Source organism: Kribbella flavida DSM 17836 (assembly GCF_000024345.1).
Classification (GTDB): Bacteria; Actinomycetota; Actinomycetes; order Propionibacteriales; family Kribbellaceae; genus Kribbella; species Kribbella flavida.
Genome location: NC_013729.1, coordinates 1,451,770 through 1,471,499, shown reverse-complemented (window position 1 = coordinate 1,471,499; position 19,730 = coordinate 1,451,770). Strand labels below are relative to the sequence as shown.

Sequence of the window (19,730 nt, the reverse complement as noted above, 5' to 3'; positions counted from 1 at the left end):
CGATGTCACGTTCTAACTGGCGCAAGGAGGACGCGTCAATGGCTCGGGCCGGACTTATTCTGGCGGAGCAGTTGGCATATCAAGTGGTCGAACCCCGGCAAAAGTGAACCAGGCGGACTTGAGTTTGAGCTTGCTCCGGACCTGATCACCGGTGAGCGTGCGGGTGCCGGCGGCCCCGACCGCGACGACCCGCAGCACCCGTCCACCGGCCGGCCCGAAACCGGTCCGGGAGGTCACCCGCACGCTGCTCAGCGCGCCGACGCCGAAGGCCGCCCGCAGCTGTGCGCTCGTCCGGGTCACGGTCCAGCTCGCGTTCGGGTTCTTGTTGCCGGGATAGGCGTCCCAGCCGTCCAGCTTGGCCACCTGGTACGGCACCGGGCCGGCCGCCGTCGCCCCGCCGTTGGACGAGGAGAACTCGGCGATGATCGGCGAGTTGCGGTACAGCCGGACCTGTCCGGCCGTCGCCGCGATCGCCTTGTTCGTGGCGGGTTTCTCCGACCCGTGGCCGCCGTACACCTGGCAGGCGATCGTGTCGCACAGGTCGTAGGCCCGCTTCCCGGACCGCTTGCGGTGGTACGCCGCGTAGGTGCGCGCGGCAACAGCTTGGGCCTGCAACGCGGCCGGTCGCCAACTCACGATCGCCTCCCGCGGCACGACGCCCCGCAGGTAACTCTCCATCGGCAACGCGTTGACCGTGTCCAGGTGCGCGCCCGCGGCATCGATCGATCGCAGCACGCCACGGTACCTGGCCTGCGCGCCGCTCGGCATGACCAGCGCGATCACAGCCGGCCCTTCGAACTGCGCCATGCCCGGCAGGGTCCGCCACAGCGCCCACTTCCGGGTCTTCGCGTCGAACGACCTGACCCGGGTGCCGTGCTGACCGTGCGGGTCGATCGACCACTGACTCCGGGTCGGGGCCGTCGGCAACTGGTGGACCTGGTTCGCGCGCAGGTCCCGCAGCTTCAGGCCGGTCGCCGCGACCACCCGGACGCCGTCCGTGGTGTCCCGGGTGAGCCGGATCCGGACCGTCCCGGTCGCCTCGCCGGTGGTCGTGCCGGGATAGTAGAAGTCGAGGATCTGCTGGACGCTCCGGCCGGCCAGCGCGGCGCCCTGCGCACCGAACTGGGACATCCCGCGACCGTGGCCGAACCCCCGGCCGGTGATCGTGTGCACCGCCTCCGGCTCCGGCGGATCGGGTTCGCGCGCGACGGCCGGACCGCTCGGCAGAACCGCCAGCACGAGGCCGGCACAGACGAGGCGCCTCACGAGACGTAGACCTGCTGGGTCCGGGTGCTCGCGGTCAGCCGGCCGTGCTCGAACCGCTGCTGCACCCCGCCGTTCACCTGGTACGCGCCGGACGTCGGCAGGCCGAGCCAGGAACCCTCCGCGCCCAGAGCGCCGTACTTGCGGGAGATCAGGCCGGCGACCGGGAACATGCCCGTCCGCGGCGACCAGTAGATCGCGCCGTTGAGGAACGGCTGGACCCGGCTGCCGCTGACCTTGCCGTTGCGCTGCTCGCCGACCGGCAGACCGAGCGGCGAGTCCGGACCGATCTGCCGGAACCGGCTGCGGAACCCACCGTGCACCGAGTGCGCGCCGGTACGGGCCGACCAGTAGATGTCCCGGACGCCGAAGTGCGTCGCGCGGCCGGTCCGGGTCGGATGCTCGCCCCAGAACGGCTGACCGATCGCGCGGTAGCCGCCGAGCTGCTGCGCGTACTGGTAGATCTCGGTCGAGATGCTCTTGCCCATCAAGGCGTGCGCCCGTTGCCTCAGCCAGCCGAGCCTGGAGTACAGGTTGTTGCCCGGACACGCGGTCGCCTTGGCGTCGCGGTGCCCGGACACCGTGTTCAGCCTGCTGCCGGCGAGCACGACGGTCGACACCGGCGACCGGTAGTTCGCGTCGAGCTTCCAGGCGATCACCCGAGCCGTTGCCTCCAGCATCGACGTGGTCGGTACGGCCTGCTCGAAGTTGCCGATCAGCGAGACGCCGAAGGAGTTCGCGTTGAACGCGCTGGTGTGCGCGCCGAGCACCGGCAGCTGCATGCCGCCGTACCGGCCCTCCCAGGTCCGGCCGAACCGGTCGACCAGGAAGTTGTAGCCGAGGTCGCACCAGCCGCGGCTCTTCACGTGGTAGGTGTACATCGCGCGGATCATCGCCGGCACCTGCGCGCTGGTGTAGTCGGACCGATCGGCGGTGTGGTGCACGAACGCGGCCTGCACGGTGCTGGTGTACTTCGGCTTCGCGCAGGCGGCGCCGTTGTGCGCGCGCAGCCGCTCGTCGGCGCCCCAGCCCGGCCGGCCGATGATGCGCGGGATCGGGTACGGCGCCCGGCCGGCGTCGCGTCCCGGCACCTGCTCGGTCTCCCGGGCGGGCGGAGGGGCGGCGTCGGTCGCGCGGGCGCCGGGCTGGATCAGGACCACCTTCGCGTCGGTGACCTGCGTACCGTCCGTGGCGGTCACCGCCGCCTGCACGCCCTCGGCGCTGCCGACCCACAGCGGCTCGGTGCCCGACCGCGGCCGGCCCTCGGAGTCCCCCGGCCCGTGCTCGTCCTCGACCGGCAACCGCTGCCAGGCGGTCCAGGACCCGTTGCGCTGGACCCGGATCTTCGCCTCCACCCGCGCGGAACTCTTCCGGTACGGCCAGGTCACCCCGACCATGCCGAACTGCCGCGTCCGCGCGACGGCGCTGCTGATCCGGGCGCCGGACGACGGCTGCAACGGCAGCTCCTGGTACGACGGCTCGACGGCGTACTCGGACCGCGGCGCGGCGCCGGCCGGGGCCGGGTCGCTCCAGGGAGTCCGAACCAGCGGCACGAACAGGGCCAGGCCTGTCACCGCGGTCAGGGTCAGTCGCAGGGATCGCGTCGCACGCATCGAACAGCCTCCGCCGATCTGATTGCCTATGAGGCAGCGGTGACAGAGTAAACGCATTCCGTGACCGGACCGGGCAATTGTGGTCACCCTGCGTGGCGCGTCGACAGCTTCGACCGACCCCGCCGGTACCGCCCGATTGGCCCGACTCGGTAGGCTCTTCGTAAAGCCCGTCGAGGAAGGCTCGTCATGGAATTGATCCTGCTGATCGCGGTGATCGTGATCGCAGTACTGGCATACCGGTCGTACCGGCGGACCCAGTTGCAGACCAAGAAGCAGCACGAGATCACCGCGGCCGAGGTCGAGTCGGTCAAGCGCACCGCCGACGAGGACATCACCCGGTTCGGCGAGGAGCTCCAGGACCTGGATCTCGACATGGTCGGCAAGGACCTCGGGGACGGCGCCCGGCAGGACTACCAGCGCGCGCTGGACTCCTACGAGTCCGCCAAGCAGGCGGTCGCCCAGGTGACCGAGGCCGACCAGATCAAGCACGTCATCGAGATCCTCGAGGACGGCCGGTACGCGATGGCCTGCGTGCGCGCCCGGGTGAACGGCGAACCGCTGCCGCAGCGCCGCCCGTCCTGCTTCTTCAACCCCCAGCACGGCCCGTCGGTCGAGGACGTCACCTGGGCGCCGCCGGGCGGTGCTCCGCGGGAGGTCCCGGCCTGCGCCGCGGACGCCGAGCGGGTCCGGGCCGGCGCCGAGCCGGACGTCCGCAAGGTGATGGTCGGCCCGCAGCGGGTCCCCTACTGGCAGGCCGGACCGGCGTACGCGCCGTACGCGCAGGGCATGTTCGGCGCCCTCGGTGGCGTGATGACCGGCATGTTCATCGGCACGATGCTGGGCGGCATGTTCGCCGGCGGCGGCTACGGCGACTTCGCCGGTGGCGAAGGCGGCGGTGAAGGCGGCGAGGGCGGCGGCGACGACTTCAACTTCGGCGACGACCCGGGCGGCGACGCCGGTGGCGGCGACGGCGGCGGCTGGGGCGACTTCGGCGGCGACTTCGGCGACTTCTGACCGAGCGGTACGCACGTTCGACGGCCCCTGGGAGCAGCATGCTCCTGGGGGCCGTCGGCGTCTCAGGAGCTCAGCGACGGCACGTTCGCTCGGGAGCGGAGCGCGAGCAGCGGGACGGCGGATAGGGCAATGGCAACGGCGTGCCTGCTAGGCGTACGTCGTGCAGGGCGGAGGGGTTGTCGAGCAGGGGTCGTGCCGCCGAGCCGGTAGATCTCGAGGCCGACCAGCGCGTGCTGCCAGGGCAGTGGCAGAACGATGCCGACGGCAACACACATCTCCAGCGTGGGCCCCGAGCGGCCGTCCGCGCTCGAACTGGATGAGAGCCTTCTCAGATTCGGCTCACGGCCGCCTCATGCTCGGCCGGCAGGGTTCTGGACATGGCGGAACAGCGGGAGCTCCTGACCGGGGAGCAGGCGGGTGAGGTGCTGGCGGCGGTGGTCGAGGCGGCCGGTGGGCGGCTGCTCGACTGGCGCGCGACCGAGGTCGACCATCACGGCGACCAGGCAACCGTCTCGTACCGGACCCGCATCGCCTGGAACGCCGAGGTCGGCGGTGCTGGGCAGGCGGAGGTTGTTGCCGAGGAGACGTTGGGGGCGACCTGCGGAGGGCGCTTGCCCGAGGGAGTCGCGGTGGTCGGCGACGGCGAGACACGGATCGGTGTCTGGCAGGCGGCGCACGATCCGCAGCTGCCAGGACTGCGGACCGCCCTGAATCCGGCCGCGGTGGCGGCGCTGTTCGCCCGTTGCGGACTCGGGTCCGGGCCGGTTTCGGTACACCTTCGGGCGTACCGGCCGCTGCGGCGGGCCGTGGTCGAAGCCGTCGGGCCGCTCGGGCGGTTGTTCTTGAAGGTCGTACCGCCGGCCAAGGCGCGAGCGCTGCACGACCGGCACCGACTGCTCACCGGCGCCGGCGTACCGGCTCCTCGCAGTTTGGGCTGGAGCGACAACGGCTTGGTCGTCCTCGAAGCCCTGCACGGACGGACCCTCCGATCAGCCCTGCGCTCCTCCCGGCCGCACCTCCACCCGGCCGCGGTGACCGAGCTGCTGGACCGCCTCCCGACCGAACTGCTCGACGCACCACGGCGTACGTCGTGGCTGGAGCGGACCGAGTACTACGCCCAGGCGATCGGCAGCGTCGTCCCCGAGGTCTCCAGCTGGTCCACCCAGCTCGCCCGCTCGATCGTTGCCGAGAGCACCATCGGGCCGATCGTGCCGGTGCACGGCGACTTGTACGAGGCGCAACTGCTGGTCGACCACCGCGGCGCGATCACCGGCCTGCTGGATGTCGACACCGCCGGCCCGGGCGACCGGCTGGACGACCTGGCCTGCTTGCTCGGGCATCTCAGCGTGCTCGCCCAGGTGCTGCCCGCGAACGCGGACGCCATCACCGGACTGGCCGACCGCTGCCTGTCCACCTTCGACCGTCAGGCCGACCCCCGCCAGCTCCGGCTGCGGGTCGCCTCGGTCGTCCTCTCCCTCGCCACTGGCCCGCACCGCGTGCAGGAAGCCGGCTGGCAGCAGACCACCCGGAGGCGCGTCGCGCTGGCGGAAAGCTGGTTCGACAGCGCTCACCGGGTCCACCGGGGCCTCGAGTTCCCCCTCCAGGAAAGGAATCACCATGTCAGCACCGCGTAAGTGGGCCGTCGTCGGAACCCTCGCCGCCGCCTCCGGCCTCGGCATCGGCACCGCGGCGTACGCCGCCCCCGCCGACCTCAACGACCCGGCCACGGTCCAGCCCACCGCGACCACCCCCGGCCCCAGCGCCACCGCCCCGTCGACCCCGCCCCAGTCGCCCGCCGACTCCACCGACACCAACTCGGCCAACACCCCGGGCGACACCAACTCAGCGGACACCCCGAGCGACACCAACTCGGCCGACACCCCGGCCGACATGGGCTCCACCGACACCCCGGGCGACACGGACTCGGCCAACACGCCGAACGACTCCACCTCGGCGAATTCCCCCGGCACCGCCGACTCCGCGAACACCCCCAACTGAACGCCCGACCCACCGCACCCAGCGGACGGCTTCCCACCCGGCCACCCCGTTCCACTCTGGTGGGTTGACCCATCAGCTACATGGTTGGCCCACCAGATTCCGGTGGGCCAACCATGCGTCTGGCGGGTCAACCCACCAGCGTTAACGCAGCGGCGGCCGGGAGCCGGGGGGCAGGGGGTTGGGGATCGACGGGGGACGGAGGGGTCAGGAGCGCAGGTGGAGGCGGCGGGCCGCTTCGGCGATCGAGCCCGAGACCGACGGGTAGACGGTGAACGACTGCGCCATCTGGTCGACCGTCAGCCGCGCGCCGACCGCCAGGGAGATCGGGTGGATCAGCTCGCTCGCCCGCGGTGCGACGACCACGCCGCCGACGATGATGCCGGTGTTCGGCAGGCAGAACAGCTTCACGAAACCGTCCTTGACGCCCTGCATCTTGGCCCGGGCGTTGTCCGCGAGCGGCACCTTCACCGCCATCGCCGTACTGCCGCCGGCGTCCACCACCGCCTGGGTCAGGCCGACGGTGGCGATCTCGGGCGCGGTGAAGACGTTCGACGAGACGGTCGACAGGTTCAGCGGCGCGACCGCGTCGCCGAGCGCGTGCGACATCGCGATCCGGCCCTGCATCGCGGCCACCGAGGCGAGCATCAGTACCCCGGTGCAGTCGCCGGCCGCGTACACGCCCCGGGCACTGGTCCGGGACACCTTGTCGACGGTCACGAAGCCGCCGTCACCCAGCGACACGCCCGACTCGACAAGTCCCATGTCCTCGGTGTTCGGCAGCGAGCCGACCGCCAGCAGCGCGTGCGAACCCTCGACCGACCGGCCGTCGGTCAGCGTCACCACGACCCCGTCGCCGTGCCGCTTGACCGACTCCGCGCGCGACTTGCCGAGCACTGTCATGCCGCGCCGCTTGAACACGTCCTCCAGCACCTCGGCCGCGTCCTGGTCCTCACCCGGCAGCACCCGGTCCCGCGAGGAGACCAGCACCACGTCGCTGCCGAGCGCGTCGTACGCGCTGGCGAACTCCGCGCCGGTCACGCCGGAGCCGACGACGATCAGCCGCTCGGGCAGCTCGGTCAGCTCGTAGACCTGCTCCCAAGTCAGGATCCGCTCGCCGTCGGGCTCGGAGCCGGGCAGGATGCGCGGCCGGGCCCCGGTGGCGATCAGCACCACGTCGGCGGCCAGCCGCTCGTCGCCGACGACCACGGTCTCCGGCCCGTCCAGCCGGCCGCGGCCGCTGATCACCCGGACGTTGTCGGCGGCCAGGCGCCGGCTGATGCCCTCGGACTGGGCCGTGGCGAGCGCCTTGACCCGCTGGTTCACCACCGGCAGCTCGACGCTGACCGAGTTCGCCGGGTCGTCGTCGCCGTCGTCCACCCGCAGGCCCAGCTCGCCGGCCTCCACCACCTCGGTCATCACCTCCGCGGTGGCGATCAGGGTTTTGCTGGGGACACAGTCGGTGAGCACGGCCGAACCGCCGATCCCGTCGGAATCGACAACCGTCACCTCCGCTCCCAGCTGGGCGGCCGCACTCGCCGCTTCGTACCCGCCAGGACCGCCACCGATGATCACAACTCGCGCCACGAGAGGCCATTGTTCCGTATCCTGTGGTCTCGTGACCCTGTACGCCGCGTTTGCGTCGAATCTGGACCCGAACCTGATGGCCGATCGGTGCCCGTACTCGCCCTTGCGCGGGACCGGGTGGATCGTCGGCTGGCGCCTCACGTTCGGGGGTGAGGAGCTCGGCTGGGAGGGCTCGATGGCCACCGTCGTCGAGGACCCGTCCGACCCGACCAACCAGGTCTTCGTCGCCCTGTACGACGTGCATCCCAAGGACGTCGAGCGGCTGGACGAGTGGGAGTGGATCGACCAGGGCGTCTACCGCAAGATCCAGGTCCGGGTGCAGACCCTGGACGGCGAGCAGCTGGCCTGGATGTACGTGCTGAACGCCTACGAGGGCGGCCTCCCGTCGGCCCGCTACCTCGGCATCCTCGCCGAGGCGGCCGAGGCCGCCGGCGCCCCTGACGACTACGTCGCCGACCTCAGGGCCCGCCCCTGCCAGTCCTCCGGCCACTAGCGAACCTCCACCACTCACCAACCACCTCCCGGCCGGGCGGATCACGCTCGGCCCAGCGGCGGCGCGGGCTGTTCGACGCGCTTGATGAGTGGTGCAGGTCCGCCGGTTATCGTGCGGAGGTGATCGATGACCTCCGCAGCGCCGCCGAAGCCTGGCTGAGCGAAGACCCCGACCCCGACACCCGTGCCGAGCTGCAGGCTCTGCTGAACGCCGACGCCGACGCCGAGCTGGCCGACCGGTTCGGCGCCAAGCTCGAGTTCGGTACGGCGGGTCTGCGCGGCGCCGTCGGAGCCGGCCCGAACCGCATGAACCGGGTCGTGGTGATCCGCGCCGCGGCCGGACTGGCGGCGTACCTGAAGGCCAACGGCCTGACCGACGGCCCGGTGCTGATCGGGTACGACGCGCGGCACAAGTCCGACGTGTTCGCCCGGGACACCGCCGCCGTGATCCGCGGCGCCGGGCTGGACGCCGTCCTGCTGGACCGGCCGGCGCCGACCCCGGTGGTCGCGTTCGGCATCCGGCACCTGAACGCGGTCGCCGGCGTCGTCGTCACCGCGTCGCACAACCCGCCGCAGGACAACGGCTACAAGGTCTACCTCGGCGACGGCTCGCAGATCGTGCCGCCCGCGGACCACGGGATCGCCGCGGCCATCGACGCGGTCGGCCCGCTCGACTCCGTACCGCGCGGCGACGACTGGCAGACCGCCGGCGACGACCTGCTCGGCGCGTACCTGGACCGGATCGCCACGCTGGTACCGGCCGACGCGCCGCGCGAGCTGAAGGTCGTGTACACGCCGCTGCACGGGGTCGGCCGGTTCCTGGTCGAGGACGCCGTCCGGCGCGCCGGATTCGCCGTGCCGGCGGTGGTCGCGACGCAGGCCGACCCGGACCCGGACTTCCCGACGGTGGCGTTCCCGAACCCGGAGGAGCCCGGCGCGATCGATGCCGCGCTGGAGCTGGCCCGCAGCGTCGGCGCCGACCTGGCCGTCGCGAACGACCCGGACGCCGACCGGTGCGCGGTGGCCGTGCCGGACCCGTCGGCCGAGGGCGGCTGGCGGATGCTGCGCGGGGACGAGCTGGGCGCGTTGCTCGGCGAGTTCCTGCTGGCGTCCCGGCCGGACGGCGTGGCCGCGTGCTCGATCGTCTCGTCGTCGCTGCTGGGCAAGATCGCCGCGGCGTACGGGGTGCGGTACGTCGACACGCTGACCGGGTTCAAGTGGATCGGGCGGGTGCCCGGGCTGGTGTTCGGCTACGAGGAGGCGCTCGGGTACTGCGTGGACCCGGCCGCGGTGAAGGACAAGGACGGGGTCTCCACGCTGATCCGGGTGCTGGAGCTCGGCGCGCGGGCGAAGGCGCAGGGACGGACCCTGCTGGACCTGCTCGACGCCCTGGCGATCAAGTACGGGCTGCACGCGACGGACCAGTTGTCGGTCCGGGTCGAGGACCTGAGCCTGATCGCCGCCGCGATGGACCGCCTGCGCGCGACACCGCCTACCACCCTCGGCGGCCACGCCGTCGAGCGCGTCGACGACCTGAGCACCGGCAGCGAGCACCTGCCACCCACCGACGGCCTGCGCTACACGCTCTCCGAGGGTGCCCGCGTCGTCGTCCGCCCCTCCGGCACCGAGCCCAAACTCAAGTGCTACCTGGAGGTCGTCATCCCGGTCGAAGGCGAGGACGTGCCCGCCGCCCGCACCCGGGCCGCCCAGCACCTCACCGCCATCAAGCAGGACCTCGCCACCGCCGCCGGCATCTGACCCCCGCGCAGCGCCCGCGCAAGCCGAAGGGCCCCTCGGTGAGGGGCCCTTCGGCTTGCGGGTGTTCAGTTGGCCGGTGGGAGCACCTGGCGGGAAACTCCCAGCCCTCGCGCCGTCAGCGGCGGCGAGCGGTTGGGGTCAGCGGACCGCGGCGGCAGCTTCCTGGTCGGCCTGTTCGGCGCGCAGGGAGCTCTGCAGCGAGGAGTGCAGGATGCGCAGGGTGCTGGTCGACTGCATCAGCGCCTCACGCTCGTCCGGGTTTCGGTTCGCGAGGGCGGTGATGTCGTTGATGCTCGCCTCGATCCGCCCGATCCGGTCCGCGACGGTGCCCTCCTGGCTGCTGGCCCGGCGGATCGCCTCGGAGGTGACCGTCCAGACGTCTTCCTTGTCGTTGGTGCGGCGGGACAGGTCGACCATCTGCGCGAGCGCGGCGAGATCGCTGTCGATCTGGTGGCGCTCGGCCGGCACCGTGATGCCCGCGGTCGACTGACGGAGCCGGGTCACGTGCCCGGACAGCTCCGACCAGCTGCACTTACCGCTCTTGATCTTGTCCAGCACCTTCGTGTACTCGGTGTTGAACTCGTCGTAGTTCACTGTCCTTGACTCCTGCCGTTCGACAATCGACCCAGACTAAGGCGTGCGGACCGAAACACGGTGACCACACGATCGCAGATCGTGCACGTGTCGGCAAAACGCTGAGGCGCCCGGAGAGCCAACGCTCTCCGGGCGCCCGTGTTACGCGGAGCCTACGACCTTTTACCGAACCGCGTCAGACGATCCGGGTCACGATCAGGAGATCCGGGTCGCCGGAGCGGCCCAGGTCTGGCAGCTGCCCGGGTGGCTGTACCGGCCGTTGCCCTTGAAGCCGGCCTGCGACCAGAAGTTGTGGCTGGTCCACGAGCCGTGGTCGCGCGGGTAGCCCGGACGGTCGCCGGAGTGCGAGACGACCCAGTCCCATTCGGCCTTCAGCCCGCCGGTCATCGGGTAGTACGCCTTGTTGGCGCCGATGTAGGCCGAGCCGAAGCAGGACGCCTGCAGCTCACGACGACGGCTCTCCGCCAGCCCCGCGTCGCGGGACATGTGGTTCTGCCGCCACCAGGACGCGGTCAGCAGACCGCTCATCGCCTGGACGTGGTGACCGTACTCGTGCGCGATCGTGTTGGTCGCGTACGCGATGGTGAAGGTCGGGTTCTGCGCGTACCAGGTGACCAGCTGACGCCACGAGATGTAGATCGTGCCGTTGCCGGCGCTGCAGTAGAACGCGGTCCAGCCCGGCACCGTGCCGCAGACGGTCTTGACCTGGTTGTAGCCGTGCACGACCAGGTTCGGCTTGACGTTCCACTTGGGGTTGCCGGCCTTCCACAGGTTGGTGCGCCACACGGCGTGCATGCAGCGGACCAGTTCCTGCTCGAAGTACCGGACCCGCGCCTCGGTGTTCAGCGCGACGGCCGGCCGCTTGCACCGCGACGCCGGGATGGCGCCGGTGTTGTACAGCTTGTTGTACCGCACCGCGTTCCACGCGCTGGCCGCGGTCCAGCCGGCGTCACGGCCGGCGTTCGGGACCTCGGGGACCTCGGCGACCTCGCCCGGGACGGGGATCGGCCGCACCTCGGTGGCGCCGGCCTGGGCGGCCTGTGCGTTCGGCATCGCGACGGCCGCGCAGCTGGCCAGGGCGACAACGCCGACCAGGCCGCGCAGCTTCTTGCTGGAGAGAAAGTTCATGCGCTCCACTCTCGAGTACTGGGGGACTTACCGGGGACATCCTGGATCATCCAGAGGTTCATGCCGGCACGGACACGGGCTCGGACGCGACATTGCGGTGTGAAGTTCCCTGGAACCCGGGAAAATCACCGGCCGGGCCGAGTGCCGAGGAATCGCAGCTGGTCAGGGAGCATGCGCCGCCAGTAACCGGCGGTGTGCGCACCGGGTTGGATCCCGCCGGCCGCGGCAACCTCGTCCCGCAGCTCCCGGACCGCACCGGCGAACGGGTCGTCCCGGCCGCAATCGATGCGCAGGGCAACTTCTTTGAGCGGGTCCGGGTGTCCCAGCACCTGGTGGGCGGCGAAGTCCTCGGCGCCGTCGAAGGCGCCGTCCGCCGCGTCCCCGGCATGCCGCCAGAGCGCCGGACTGATGGCCCCGGCCGCAACCGCTCGACCGCCACTGTCAGCTGCGCCCCGGCCGGCGTGCAGCAGAGCGCCGTAGCCACCCATCGACCACCCGAGTACGCCGTACTGGTCCGTGCGCAGGCCACGTTTCGCCAGCAGGGGCAGGAGTTCCGTGGTCAGCATCCGCTGCGGATCCTCACCGCTGGACCGACGGTGCCAATAGGTGTCCTGGCCACCGTCGACCGTGGCGAGCGCGAACGGCGGAGTCCCCGACCGCACCACGTCGCTGAGGTACCGGTCGGCGCCGAGGTCGTTGACCGCCGACGTGTGGTCACCACCGCGCCCGTGCAGCACCAGCACCACCGGCAGCCGAGCATCGGCTCGCTGGCCGTGCGGGTAGATCACCGACCACCCGACCGTCGTACGCCGTGCTGTGGAGCGGAACGTCCCGGACACCACAGGGCCGGCCGGCACGTCCGGCACGACTCCGTCCTCACCGGTGAGCCCGAGCACACCGTGGACCCGCGCCCGGCCCGGCAAGATCCCCGTCTCGAGTCCGGCGACGGTCCCCACTGCCACAGCCGCTCCCCCGAGGGCGAGTACCTTGCGCCTGCTCAGTCCACCGGCTCGTTGCTCCACAGAGGATGGGACGCCGCCTCGGCGTACCCGGTTCACCTCGACGCGGTGTCAGCGGAGGAGTTGGCCGACGAGGGCGGTGAGGACAAGGGCGGTCAGCACGGCGAGCTCCGGAACGGCCCAGCGGGTCGAGACCTCGCCGGTGGCGGTGCCGGCGTGACGTTCGCGGTGGTTGTCGATGCGGTCGACCACGAAGTCGGCGCGGGTGATCGAGTTCTCCGCGCTGAGCTTGCGGCCGCCGACGCGCTGCTTGCGCAGGTCCTTCATCACCAGCTGCACACCGGGGCACCGGATCCGGCGGCCGGACTCGGTCTCCACCCGCAGCAGGTCGGTCACGTCGGCGTCGGCGACCTTGTTCCACGGGACGTGGTGGTCGCGCACGTGGTTACGGATCAGCAGCCCGTCGGGGCGCAGCGTCACCGACGGCCGCACCAGCCCGATGTAGGTCACCACCATCAGCGCACCGATCAGCGAGCCGACCACCAAACCGCCGAGCGTCCGCCACTCCAGCACGATGTCCAGCAGCGCGATCAGACCGATCACCATCACCACCACACCGGTGATGCGGTTCGACGTCGACAGGTACTGCTCGCTCTCGGGCACCTTCGCTTTCACCCGGACAAGGTAGCCGCTCCACCCCCGCCCGACGACCCTGCAACTCGTCACCGACGTGACTCCGACCACCCTCGGCACCCCCCGCGGAGCGCCGAGCGGATCCTTCCCGGAAGTCCATCGTCCGCAAAGCGCTTTAGCGTGGCGTCATGACTGAGAACGAGTGTCCTTGGGAGCCTCCGGTGGCGGGAACCGAGGCGGAGCATCTGGTGGGGGCGCTGGAGCGGTTGCGGACGACGTTCCGGTGGAAGGCGGACGGGCTGGACGCGGCGGCGTTGGGCGCGCGGGTCGGGGCGTCCTCGCTCACGATCGGTGGCCTGCTCAAGCATCTGGCCGTGCAGGAGGACTACCTGTTCACGACCAAGTTCCGTGGCGAGCGGCTCGGGGCGCCCTGGGACTCGACCGGGTGGGACGAGACCGACGACTGGGAGTTCAGCTCGGCGGCCGACGACAGCCCGGAGCAGCTGTACGCCTACTGGGACGACGCCGTCCGGCGCTCCCGGGCGACGCTCGGCGCCGCGCTGGCCGATGGCGGGCTGGACCAGGAGTCCGCCGTGGCCTGGCCGGACGGGCGACGTCCCAGCCTCCGCCGGCTGGTCTTCGACCAGGTCGAGGAGTACGGCCGGCACACCGGGCAGGCCGACCTCCTGCGCGAGGCCGTCGACGGCCTGGTCGGCGAGGACCCGCCGCCCGGCTGGCGGGCGCGATCGGGCACCTACACCGTCTGATCCCACCACCACGACCGGCGCGATGCCGTCGTCGCCGGGGCGGTCGAACTGGGGGTGGCGAGGATTAGACTGCCGAAGGTGACCACTACCGACAGCAGCCCCGGCGCAGGGGTGGACAGCCTCGCCGACGTGACCTCGTCCGAGGACCGGCTGCGCCGGTTCCTGCTCGGTCTGCCGGGCGTCGACCAGGTCGGCGCCGAGGCCCGGGCCGCCACCCTGAGCACGCGGTCGATCAAGACCACCGCCAAGGCGTACGCGCTGGACCTGGCGATCCAGATGATCGACCTGACCACGTTGGAGGGCCAGGACACCCCCGGCAAGGTGCGGGCGCTGTGCGCGAAGGCGAAGCGCCCCGACCCGGCCGACCCGACCGCGCCCCAGGTCGCCGCGGTCTGCGTCTACCCCGACCTGGTGGCGACCGCGAAGTTCGAGCTGCGCGGTTCCGGCATCAACGTGGCCAGCGTGGCGACCGCCTTCCCCAGCGGCCGGTCCAGCCTGGCGATCAAGGTCCAGGACACCAAGGACGCGGTGGCCTCCGGCGCCGACGAGGTCGACATGGTGATCGACCGGGGCGCGTTCCTGTCCGGCCGGTACGGGCTGGTCTTCGACGAGATCGCCGCGATCCGCGAGGCGGCCGGCGACGCGCACCTGAAGGTGATCCTGGAGACCGGCGAGCTGGTCACCTACGACAACGTCCGCCGGGCGTCCTGGCTGGCGATGCTGGCCGGCGCCGACTTCATCAAGACCTCGACCGGCAAGGTCTCGCCGGCCGCGACGCTTCCGGTGACCCTGGTGATGCTGGAAGCCGTGCGCGACTACCACGAGGCCACCGGGCTGCACATCGGCGTCAAGCCGGCCGGCGGCATCCGGACCGCGAAGGACGCGATCAAGTACCTGGTCACGGTCAACGAGACGGCCGGACCGGACTGGCTGGACCCGGAGCTGTTCCGCTTCGGCGCCTCCAGCCTGCTCAACGACCTGCTGATGCAACGCACCAAGCTGGCCACCGGGTTCTACCCCGGCCCCGACTACTTCACGCTGGACTGAGGCATGAGCAGATTCGAGTACGCACCGGCCCCGGAGTCGCGGGCCATCGCCGACATCAAGTCGTCGTACGGCTTGTTCGTGAACGGCGCCTTCGTCGAGGCGACCGCAGGCAAGTCGTTCAAGACCGTCAGCCCGGCGTCGGAGGAGGTGCTGGCCGAGGTCGCCGAGGCCGGTCCGGCCGACATCGACAAGGCGGTCCGGGCGGCCCGCAAGGCCTTCGACAAGGTCTGGGGCCCGATGGCCGGCCGGGACCGGGCGAAGTACCTGTTCCGGATCGCCCGGCTGATCCAGGAGCGGTCGCGCGAGCTGGCCGTGCTGGAGTCGCTGGACAACGGCAAGCCGATCCGGGAGTCGCGCGACGTCGACCTGCCGCTGGTCGCCGCGCACTTCTTCTACTACGCCGGCTGGGCGGACAAGCTGGAGTACGCCGGCGCCGGGCAGAACCCGCGCCCGATCGGTGTCGCCGGCCAGGTGATCCCGTGGAACTTCCCGCTGCTGATGCTGGCCTGGAAGATCGCCCCGGCGCTCGCCGCCGGCAACACCGTGGTGCTGAAGCCGGCCGAGACCACGCCGCTGACCGCGCTGGCGTTCGCCGAGATCTGCCAGCAGGCCGACCTGCCGCCGGGCGTGGTGAACATCGTCACCGGCGCCGGCCGGACCGGTCAGGCGCTGGTCGAGCACGAAGGCGTCGACAAGGTCGCCTTCACCGGCTCGACGGCGGTCGGCCGCGCGATCGCCAAGTCGGTCGCCGGTACGCAGAAGAAGGTCACCCTGGAGCTGGGCGGCAAGGCGGCGAACATCGTCTTCGAGGACGCGCCGATCGACCAGACCGTCGAGGGCATCGTGAACGGCATCTTCTTCAACCAGGGCCACGTCTGCTGCGCCGGGTCGCGGCTGCTGGTCCAGGAGAGCGTGTACGACGAGGTGCTGGCCCGGCTGAAGCGCCGGATGGGCACCCTGCGGGTCGGCGACCCGCTGGACAAGAACACCGACGTCGGCGCGATCAACTCGCCGCAGCAGCTGGCCAAGATCCGCGAGCTGTCCCAGGTCGGCGAGGACGAGGGCGCCGAGCGCTGGTCGCCGGAGTGCGAGCTGCCGCAGCAGGGCTACTGGTTCCCGCCGACGGTGTTCACCGGCGTCTCGCAGGCGCACCGGATCGCCCGCGAGGAGATCTTCGGCCCGGTGCTGTCGGTGCTCACCTTCCGTACTCCGCAGGAGGCGGTCGAGAAGGCCAACAACACGCCGTTCGGGCTGTCCGCCGGGGTCTGGACCGACAAGGGGTCCCGGATCCTGTGGATGGCGAACCAGCTGCGCGCCGGCGTCGTCTGGGCGAACACGTTCAACCGCTTCGACCCGGCCTCGCCGTTCGGCGGCTACAAGGAGTCGGGCTACGGTCGCGAGGGCGGCCGCCACGGTCTGGAGGCCTACCTTGCCCAGTAAGGACTCGTCGACGCGCCTGGACGTGCGCAAGACCTACAAGCTGTACGTCGGCGGCGCCTTCCCCCGCAGCGAGTCCGGCCGGACGTATCTGGTGCACGACTCCCGCGGCCGGTTCGTGGCGAACGCGTCGCAGGCCTCCCGCAAGGACGCCCGGGACGCCGTCGTCGCGGCCCGCAAGGCGTTCGGCGGCTGGTCCGCGCGGACGGCGTACAACCGCGGCCAGGTGCTCTACCGGATCGCCGAGGTGATGGAAGGCCGGCACGACCAGTTCAGTGCCGAGGTCGCCGCCGCCGAAGGGCTGTCGGTCGCCAAGGCCCGGCCGCTGGTCGACGCCGCGATCGACCGCTGGGTCTGGTACGCCGGCTGGGCGGACAAGCTGGCTCAGGTGGTCGGCTCCAGCAACCCGGTGGCCGGCCCGTACTTCGACTTCTCGGTGCCGGAGGCAACCGGTGTGGTGGCGCTGCTGGCCCCGCAGGACTCCAGCCTGCTCGGTCTGACCAGCGTGCTCGCGCCGGCGATCGTGTCCGGCAACACCGCGGTCGTGGTGAGCTCGTTCGCCCGTCCGGTGCCGGCGATCACGCTCGGCGAGGTGATGGCGACCTCCGACGTTCCCGGCGGCGTGGTCAACATCCTCACCGGTTCGGCGTCCGAGATCGGTCCGTGGCTGGCCTCGCACCAGGACGTCAACGCGATCGACCTGTGCGGCATCGAGTCCGCCGACGAGGCCCGGGAGCTGGAAGCGGCCGCCGCGGAGAACCTCAAGCGCGTCCGTCGTCCCGTCGCCGAGGACTGGTTCGCGTCACCGGGGCTGTCCCGGCTCACGCAGTACCTGGAGACGAAGACCGTCTGGCACCCGATCGGCCTCTGACCCGAGTGACCGCGGCCGGGCTCCGGTCGCGGTCCGCGTCAGTCGAGCGGGCTCAGTCCGGGCGCCGGGCGACGGCCAGCAGCGAGCCGCCGGCCGGGAGCCTGAGCCCGGCCCGGATCAAGGCGATCTCCAGCCGCATCACCGCGAAGCAGGCGGCGTTGAGCGGGGCCGCCATGCCGAGCTCGCCCTCGACGTCGGCGGTCTCCTTCTTGCCCAGCCGCGCCGCCATCATGGCGGGCAGCAGCAACGACACGAACGACGTCACCCGGACCGGCTCGAAACCGGCGGCGCGCAGCTCCTCGATCAGCTCCCGCCGGGTGTACCGCTTCACGTGGTGCGCCGCGACGTCGGCAGCGCTCCACAACCACCGGTGCTGCGGAACGGTGACCAGCACCCCGCCGCCCGGGCGAACGGCCTGGAACATGCCGGCCAGCACCGCGGGCGCGTCCTCGATGTGCTCGATCACGTCGAAGGCACCGGCCACGTCGAACTCCGCCCGGTACGGGTTCTGGGTCGCGTCGAGCTGCCGAAGCTCGACGCCCGCGGGCATTCTGACCCGGGCGTTCAGCAGGCCTTGCTCGAACAGTTCGGTGCCGACCAGCCGCCAGTCAGGGTGCAGCTGCCGGACCCGGTCGAGCACGTAGCCGTTGCCGCAGCCGAGCTCCAGCAACGATTGCGCGCCGGGAAAGTACCGGTCCAGGGCCCAGTTGATCAGGTCGCTGCGCGCGCGGAACCAGAAGCTGCCCGCCTCCAGCGCGAACAGCTGCTCGAACTTCGCCGGGTCGTACCCCCCGCCTGCTCCCACGCTTGTCATCGCTGCAACGTACGCCCGATATCGCGGTGCGCCAAGCGCGACGCGACGCTACGGTCTGGCCATGATCTTTCCTCCCAAGCCGGTACCGGGTGACCGGGTCGCGGTGGTGTCCCCGTCCGGCGGCCTGTCCGAGCTCTTCCCCGCGCCGTACGAGCTGGGTCTGGAGCGGCTGCGGTCCTTCGGGCTGGAGCCGGTGGAGTACCCGACGACGGGCAAGCTGGACACGACGCCGGCCGAGCGAGCCGCTGACCTGCACGCCGCCTGGTCGGACCCGTCGATCCGCGCGGTGGTCGCCAGCATCGGCGGCGACGACCAGCTGACCGTGCTCAAGCACCTCGACCCCGAGGTGTTCCGGTCCGATCCGAAGCCGTTCTTCGGCTACAGCGACAACACCAACCTGCTGAACTTCCTGTACTCGGTGGGCATCGCAGCCTTCCACGGCGGCAGCGTGATGGTCCAGTTCGGCCGCGGCGGGGCGATGCACCCCGACAGCGAGCGCTCGCTCCGGGCGGCGCTGTTCGAGTCCGGCGACTTCGAGCTGACTCCTGCGACCGGCTGGACGGACCGCGACCGCGACTGGACCGACGCGAGCTCCCTGGAGACCGAACCCGAGCTCTTCCCAGGCACCGGCTGGCAGTGGCACGGCCCGGCCGAACCGGTCACCGGGCGGCTCTGGGGCGGCTGCCTGGAGATCCTCGAGTGGCAGCTCGCAGCCAACCGCTGGATGCTCCCCACCGACCAGTACTCCGGAGTGTTGTTTCTGGAGACGACCGAGGAGCTGCCGACCGCGGCCGAGGTCCACCGCATCGTCCGGAACCTGGGCGAGCGCGGACTGCTCGAGCGCTTCGACGCGGTGCTGTGGGCGCGCCCGAAGGCCTGGTCGCTGGACAACCGCCGGTCCACCGAGGACTGCGCGGCGTACGTGGCCGACCAGTACGCGACCGCCCGCGCCACGATCGCGCAGTACAACCCCGACGCGCTCGTGGTCACCGGGCTGGACATCGGTCACACCGACCCCCAGCAGGTCCTGCCCTACGGTGGCACGGTCCGGCTCGATCCGGCCGCGCGGCGCATCACCGTCACCTACTGACGGTCAGCGGATCTGGGTGCGGGTCAGCGCCGGGTTGGGGTCGGGGTAGCAGTCGACCGGGGACTTGACGGTGACGAACTTCCACTTGATCGTCGCCTGCAGGGTGAGGCCGGGGTTGTCGTGGCTGGAACCCGACAACCTGGTCTCGACGACCCCGGAGCGGCCCGCCTTGAGATGCACGGTCAACTGCGGAAGGTGGTACGCCGCTCCGCCGCGGATCGGGCCGGCGACCCGCAGCGTGGCCACGCCGTGGCGCACCTCGATCGTCGGCTTCGACCCCAAACCGGAGCCCCGGGACAACCAGGCTGAGACGTACTGCGCGTTCCGGGGAACGGGCAGCCGCAGCGACAGGTCACGGACCTCCTGCAGCTTGAAGCCCTTCACCTCGCTGGGCAGCGACCCGGGCTTCAGGTCGACCACGACGTAGAAGTGGGCGCCCGGACGGACGGTCGCCGGTGCTGCGGCGGTGGCGCCCTGGCGCAGGGAGAGATGGTGCCGTCCGAACTTGGTGTCGGCCCGGCAGGAGTAGCTGACGGCCGCGGAGACCGCGGCGGCCGGGATGACGGTGGCCAGCGCCACGGTGGAGACTGCTACCGCCGCCGAGAACTTCCGCAGAGTAGTCATATCGTCACCCTACGCAGTAGTACGCAGCACTGAAGCCTGCGGTC

The 19,730-nt window shown here is 71.3% G+C and carries 19 protein-coding genes; 10 read left to right on the top strand and 9 right to left on the bottom strand.

Going from position 1 to position 19,730, the window contains the following annotated elements:
- Window positions 1-54 precede the first annotated feature (54 nt).
- Both KFLA_RS06910 and KFLA_RS06905 read right to left on the bottom strand, forming a co-directional pair.
- A complete protein-coding gene (locus KFLA_RS06910) occupies window positions 55-1,266 on the bottom strand; it encodes a SpoIID/LytB domain-containing protein (RefSeq protein WP_012919056.1) in 1,212 nt (403 codons plus the stop codon).
- On the bottom strand, window positions 1,263-2,876 hold the full coding sequence (locus KFLA_RS06905) for an N-acetylmuramoyl-L-alanine amidase (RefSeq protein ID WP_012919055.1): 1,614 nt from the start codon (window positions 2,874-2,876) through the stop codon (window positions 1,263-1,265). The genes KFLA_RS06910 and KFLA_RS06905 overlap by 4 nt, the downstream gene beginning before the upstream one ends.
- Window positions 2,877-3,062: 186 nt before the next feature.
- Between KFLA_RS06905 and KFLA_RS37810 the strand changes: the two genes are divergently transcribed.
- The 3 genes from KFLA_RS37810 (at window position 3,063) to KFLA_RS06890 (ending at window position 5,888) form a co-directional block, all read left to right on the top strand.
- The gene (locus KFLA_RS37810; RefSeq protein ID WP_012919054.1) at window positions 3,063-3,890 is read left to right on the top strand and encodes a hypothetical protein; all 828 of its coding nucleotides are present in this window, start codon (window positions 3,063-3,065) and stop codon (window positions 3,888-3,890) included.
- Window positions 3,891-4,267: 377 nt separating this feature from the next.
- On the top strand, window positions 4,268-5,524 hold the full coding sequence (locus tag KFLA_RS06895) for a phosphotransferase family protein (RefSeq protein ID WP_012919053.1): 1,257 nt from the start codon (window positions 4,268-4,270) through the stop codon (window positions 5,522-5,524).
- Window positions 5,508-5,888, top strand: a complete 381-nt coding sequence (locus KFLA_RS06890; RefSeq protein ID WP_012919052.1) for a RodZ family helix-turn-helix domain-containing protein — start codon at window positions 5,508-5,510, stop codon at window positions 5,886-5,888. The genes KFLA_RS06895 and KFLA_RS06890 overlap by 17 nt, the downstream gene beginning before the upstream one ends.
- A 204-nt stretch (window positions 5,889-6,092) precedes the next feature.
- Here KFLA_RS06890 and KFLA_RS06885 read toward each other — a convergent pair whose 3' ends face one another.
- On the bottom strand, window positions 6,093-7,472 hold the full coding sequence (locus KFLA_RS06885; protein ID WP_012919051.1) for an NAD(P)H-quinone dehydrogenase: 1,380 nt from the start codon (window positions 7,470-7,472) through the stop codon (window positions 6,093-6,095).
- A 31-nt stretch (window positions 7,473-7,503) separates the two neighbouring features.
- Here KFLA_RS06885 and KFLA_RS06880 point away from each other — a divergent pair, with 31 nt between their 5' ends.
- Together KFLA_RS06880 and KFLA_RS06875 are read left to right on the top strand one after the other, a co-directional pair.
- Window positions 7,504-7,965: a gamma-glutamylcyclotransferase gene (locus tag KFLA_RS06880; RefSeq protein ID WP_012919050.1), complete on the top strand. Its 462-nt coding sequence runs from the start codon at window positions 7,504-7,506 to the stop codon at window positions 7,963-7,965.
- Between the two features lie 119 nt (window positions 7,966-8,084).
- Window positions 8,085-9,722 (top strand): phospho-sugar mutase, encoded by a 1,638-nt coding sequence (locus KFLA_RS06875; RefSeq protein ID WP_012919049.1) that lies wholly within the window; start codon window positions 8,085-8,087, stop codon window positions 9,720-9,722.
- Window positions 9,723-9,860: 138 nt separating this feature from the next.
- Here KFLA_RS06875 and KFLA_RS06870 read toward each other — a convergent pair whose 3' ends face one another.
- The 4 genes from KFLA_RS06870 to KFLA_RS06855 form a co-directional block, all read right to left on the bottom strand.
- Complete coding sequence (locus KFLA_RS06870) at window positions 9,861-10,316, bottom strand: hypothetical protein (protein ID WP_012919048.1); 456 nt, start codon at window positions 10,314-10,316, stop codon at window positions 9,861-9,863.
- Between the two features lie 195 nt (window positions 10,317-10,511).
- Window positions 10,512-11,444, bottom strand: a complete 933-nt coding sequence (locus KFLA_RS35400) for a neutral zinc metallopeptidase (protein WP_012919047.1) — start codon at window positions 11,442-11,444, stop codon at window positions 10,512-10,514.
- Between the two features lie 125 nt (window positions 11,445-11,569).
- Window positions 11,570-12,406, bottom strand: coding sequence for an alpha/beta hydrolase (locus KFLA_RS06860; protein WP_012919046.1), 837 nt, complete (start codon window positions 12,404-12,406; stop codon window positions 11,570-11,572).
- 108 nt (window positions 12,407-12,514) lie between these two features.
- Window positions 12,515-13,078: a PH domain-containing protein gene (locus KFLA_RS06855; RefSeq protein WP_148256560.1), complete on the bottom strand. Its 564-nt coding sequence runs from the start codon at window positions 13,076-13,078 to the stop codon at window positions 12,515-12,517.
- Window positions 13,079-13,224: 146 nt separating this feature from the next.
- Here KFLA_RS06855 and KFLA_RS06850 point away from each other — a divergent pair, with 146 nt between their 5' ends.
- The 4 genes from KFLA_RS06850 to KFLA_RS06835 all read left to right on the top strand — a co-directional run bounded on the left by KFLA_RS06850 (window position 13,225) and on the right by KFLA_RS06835 (window position 17,158).
- The gene (locus KFLA_RS06850) at window positions 13,225-13,803 is read left to right on the top strand and encodes a mycothiol transferase (RefSeq protein WP_012919044.1); all 579 of its coding nucleotides are present in this window, start codon (window positions 13,225-13,227) and stop codon (window positions 13,801-13,803) included.
- Window positions 13,804-13,881: 78 nt separating this feature from the next.
- Window positions 13,882-14,850 (top strand): deoxyribose-phosphate aldolase, encoded by a 969-nt coding sequence (gene deoC / locus KFLA_RS06845; RefSeq protein ID WP_012919043.1) that lies wholly within the window; start codon window positions 13,882-13,884, stop codon window positions 14,848-14,850.
- Window positions 14,851-14,853: 3 nt separating this feature from the next.
- Window positions 14,854-16,290 (top strand): aldehyde dehydrogenase family protein, encoded by a 1,437-nt coding sequence (locus KFLA_RS06840; protein WP_012919042.1) that lies wholly within the window; start codon window positions 14,854-14,856, stop codon window positions 16,288-16,290.
- The gene (locus tag KFLA_RS06835; protein WP_012919041.1) at window positions 16,280-17,158 is read left to right on the top strand and encodes an aldehyde dehydrogenase family protein; all 879 of its coding nucleotides are present in this window, start codon (window positions 16,280-16,282) and stop codon (window positions 17,156-17,158) included. Before KFLA_RS06840 ends, KFLA_RS06835 begins: the two co-directional genes overlap by 11 nt.
- A gap of 52 nt (window positions 17,159-17,210) precedes the next feature.
- Here the strand turns inward: KFLA_RS06835 and KFLA_RS06830 are convergent, their stop codons facing one another.
- Complete coding sequence (locus tag KFLA_RS06830) at window positions 17,211-17,972, bottom strand: class I SAM-dependent methyltransferase (RefSeq protein WP_012919040.1); 762 nt, start codon at window positions 17,970-17,972, stop codon at window positions 17,211-17,213.
- A 61-nt stretch (window positions 17,973-18,033) separates the two neighbouring features.
- On the opposite strand from KFLA_RS06830, the gene KFLA_RS06825 reads away from it, so the two are divergent.
- Window positions 18,034-19,062, top strand: coding sequence for a S66 peptidase family protein (locus KFLA_RS06825; RefSeq protein WP_012919039.1), 1,029 nt, complete (start codon window positions 18,034-18,036; stop codon window positions 19,060-19,062).
- A gap of 3 nt (window positions 19,063-19,065) precedes the next feature.
- Here the strand turns inward: KFLA_RS06825 and KFLA_RS06820 are convergent, their stop codons facing one another.
- Complete coding sequence (locus tag KFLA_RS06820; protein WP_012919038.1) at window positions 19,066-19,686, bottom strand: hypothetical protein; 621 nt, start codon at window positions 19,684-19,686, stop codon at window positions 19,066-19,068.
- Window positions 19,687-19,730: the final 44 nt, after the last annotated feature.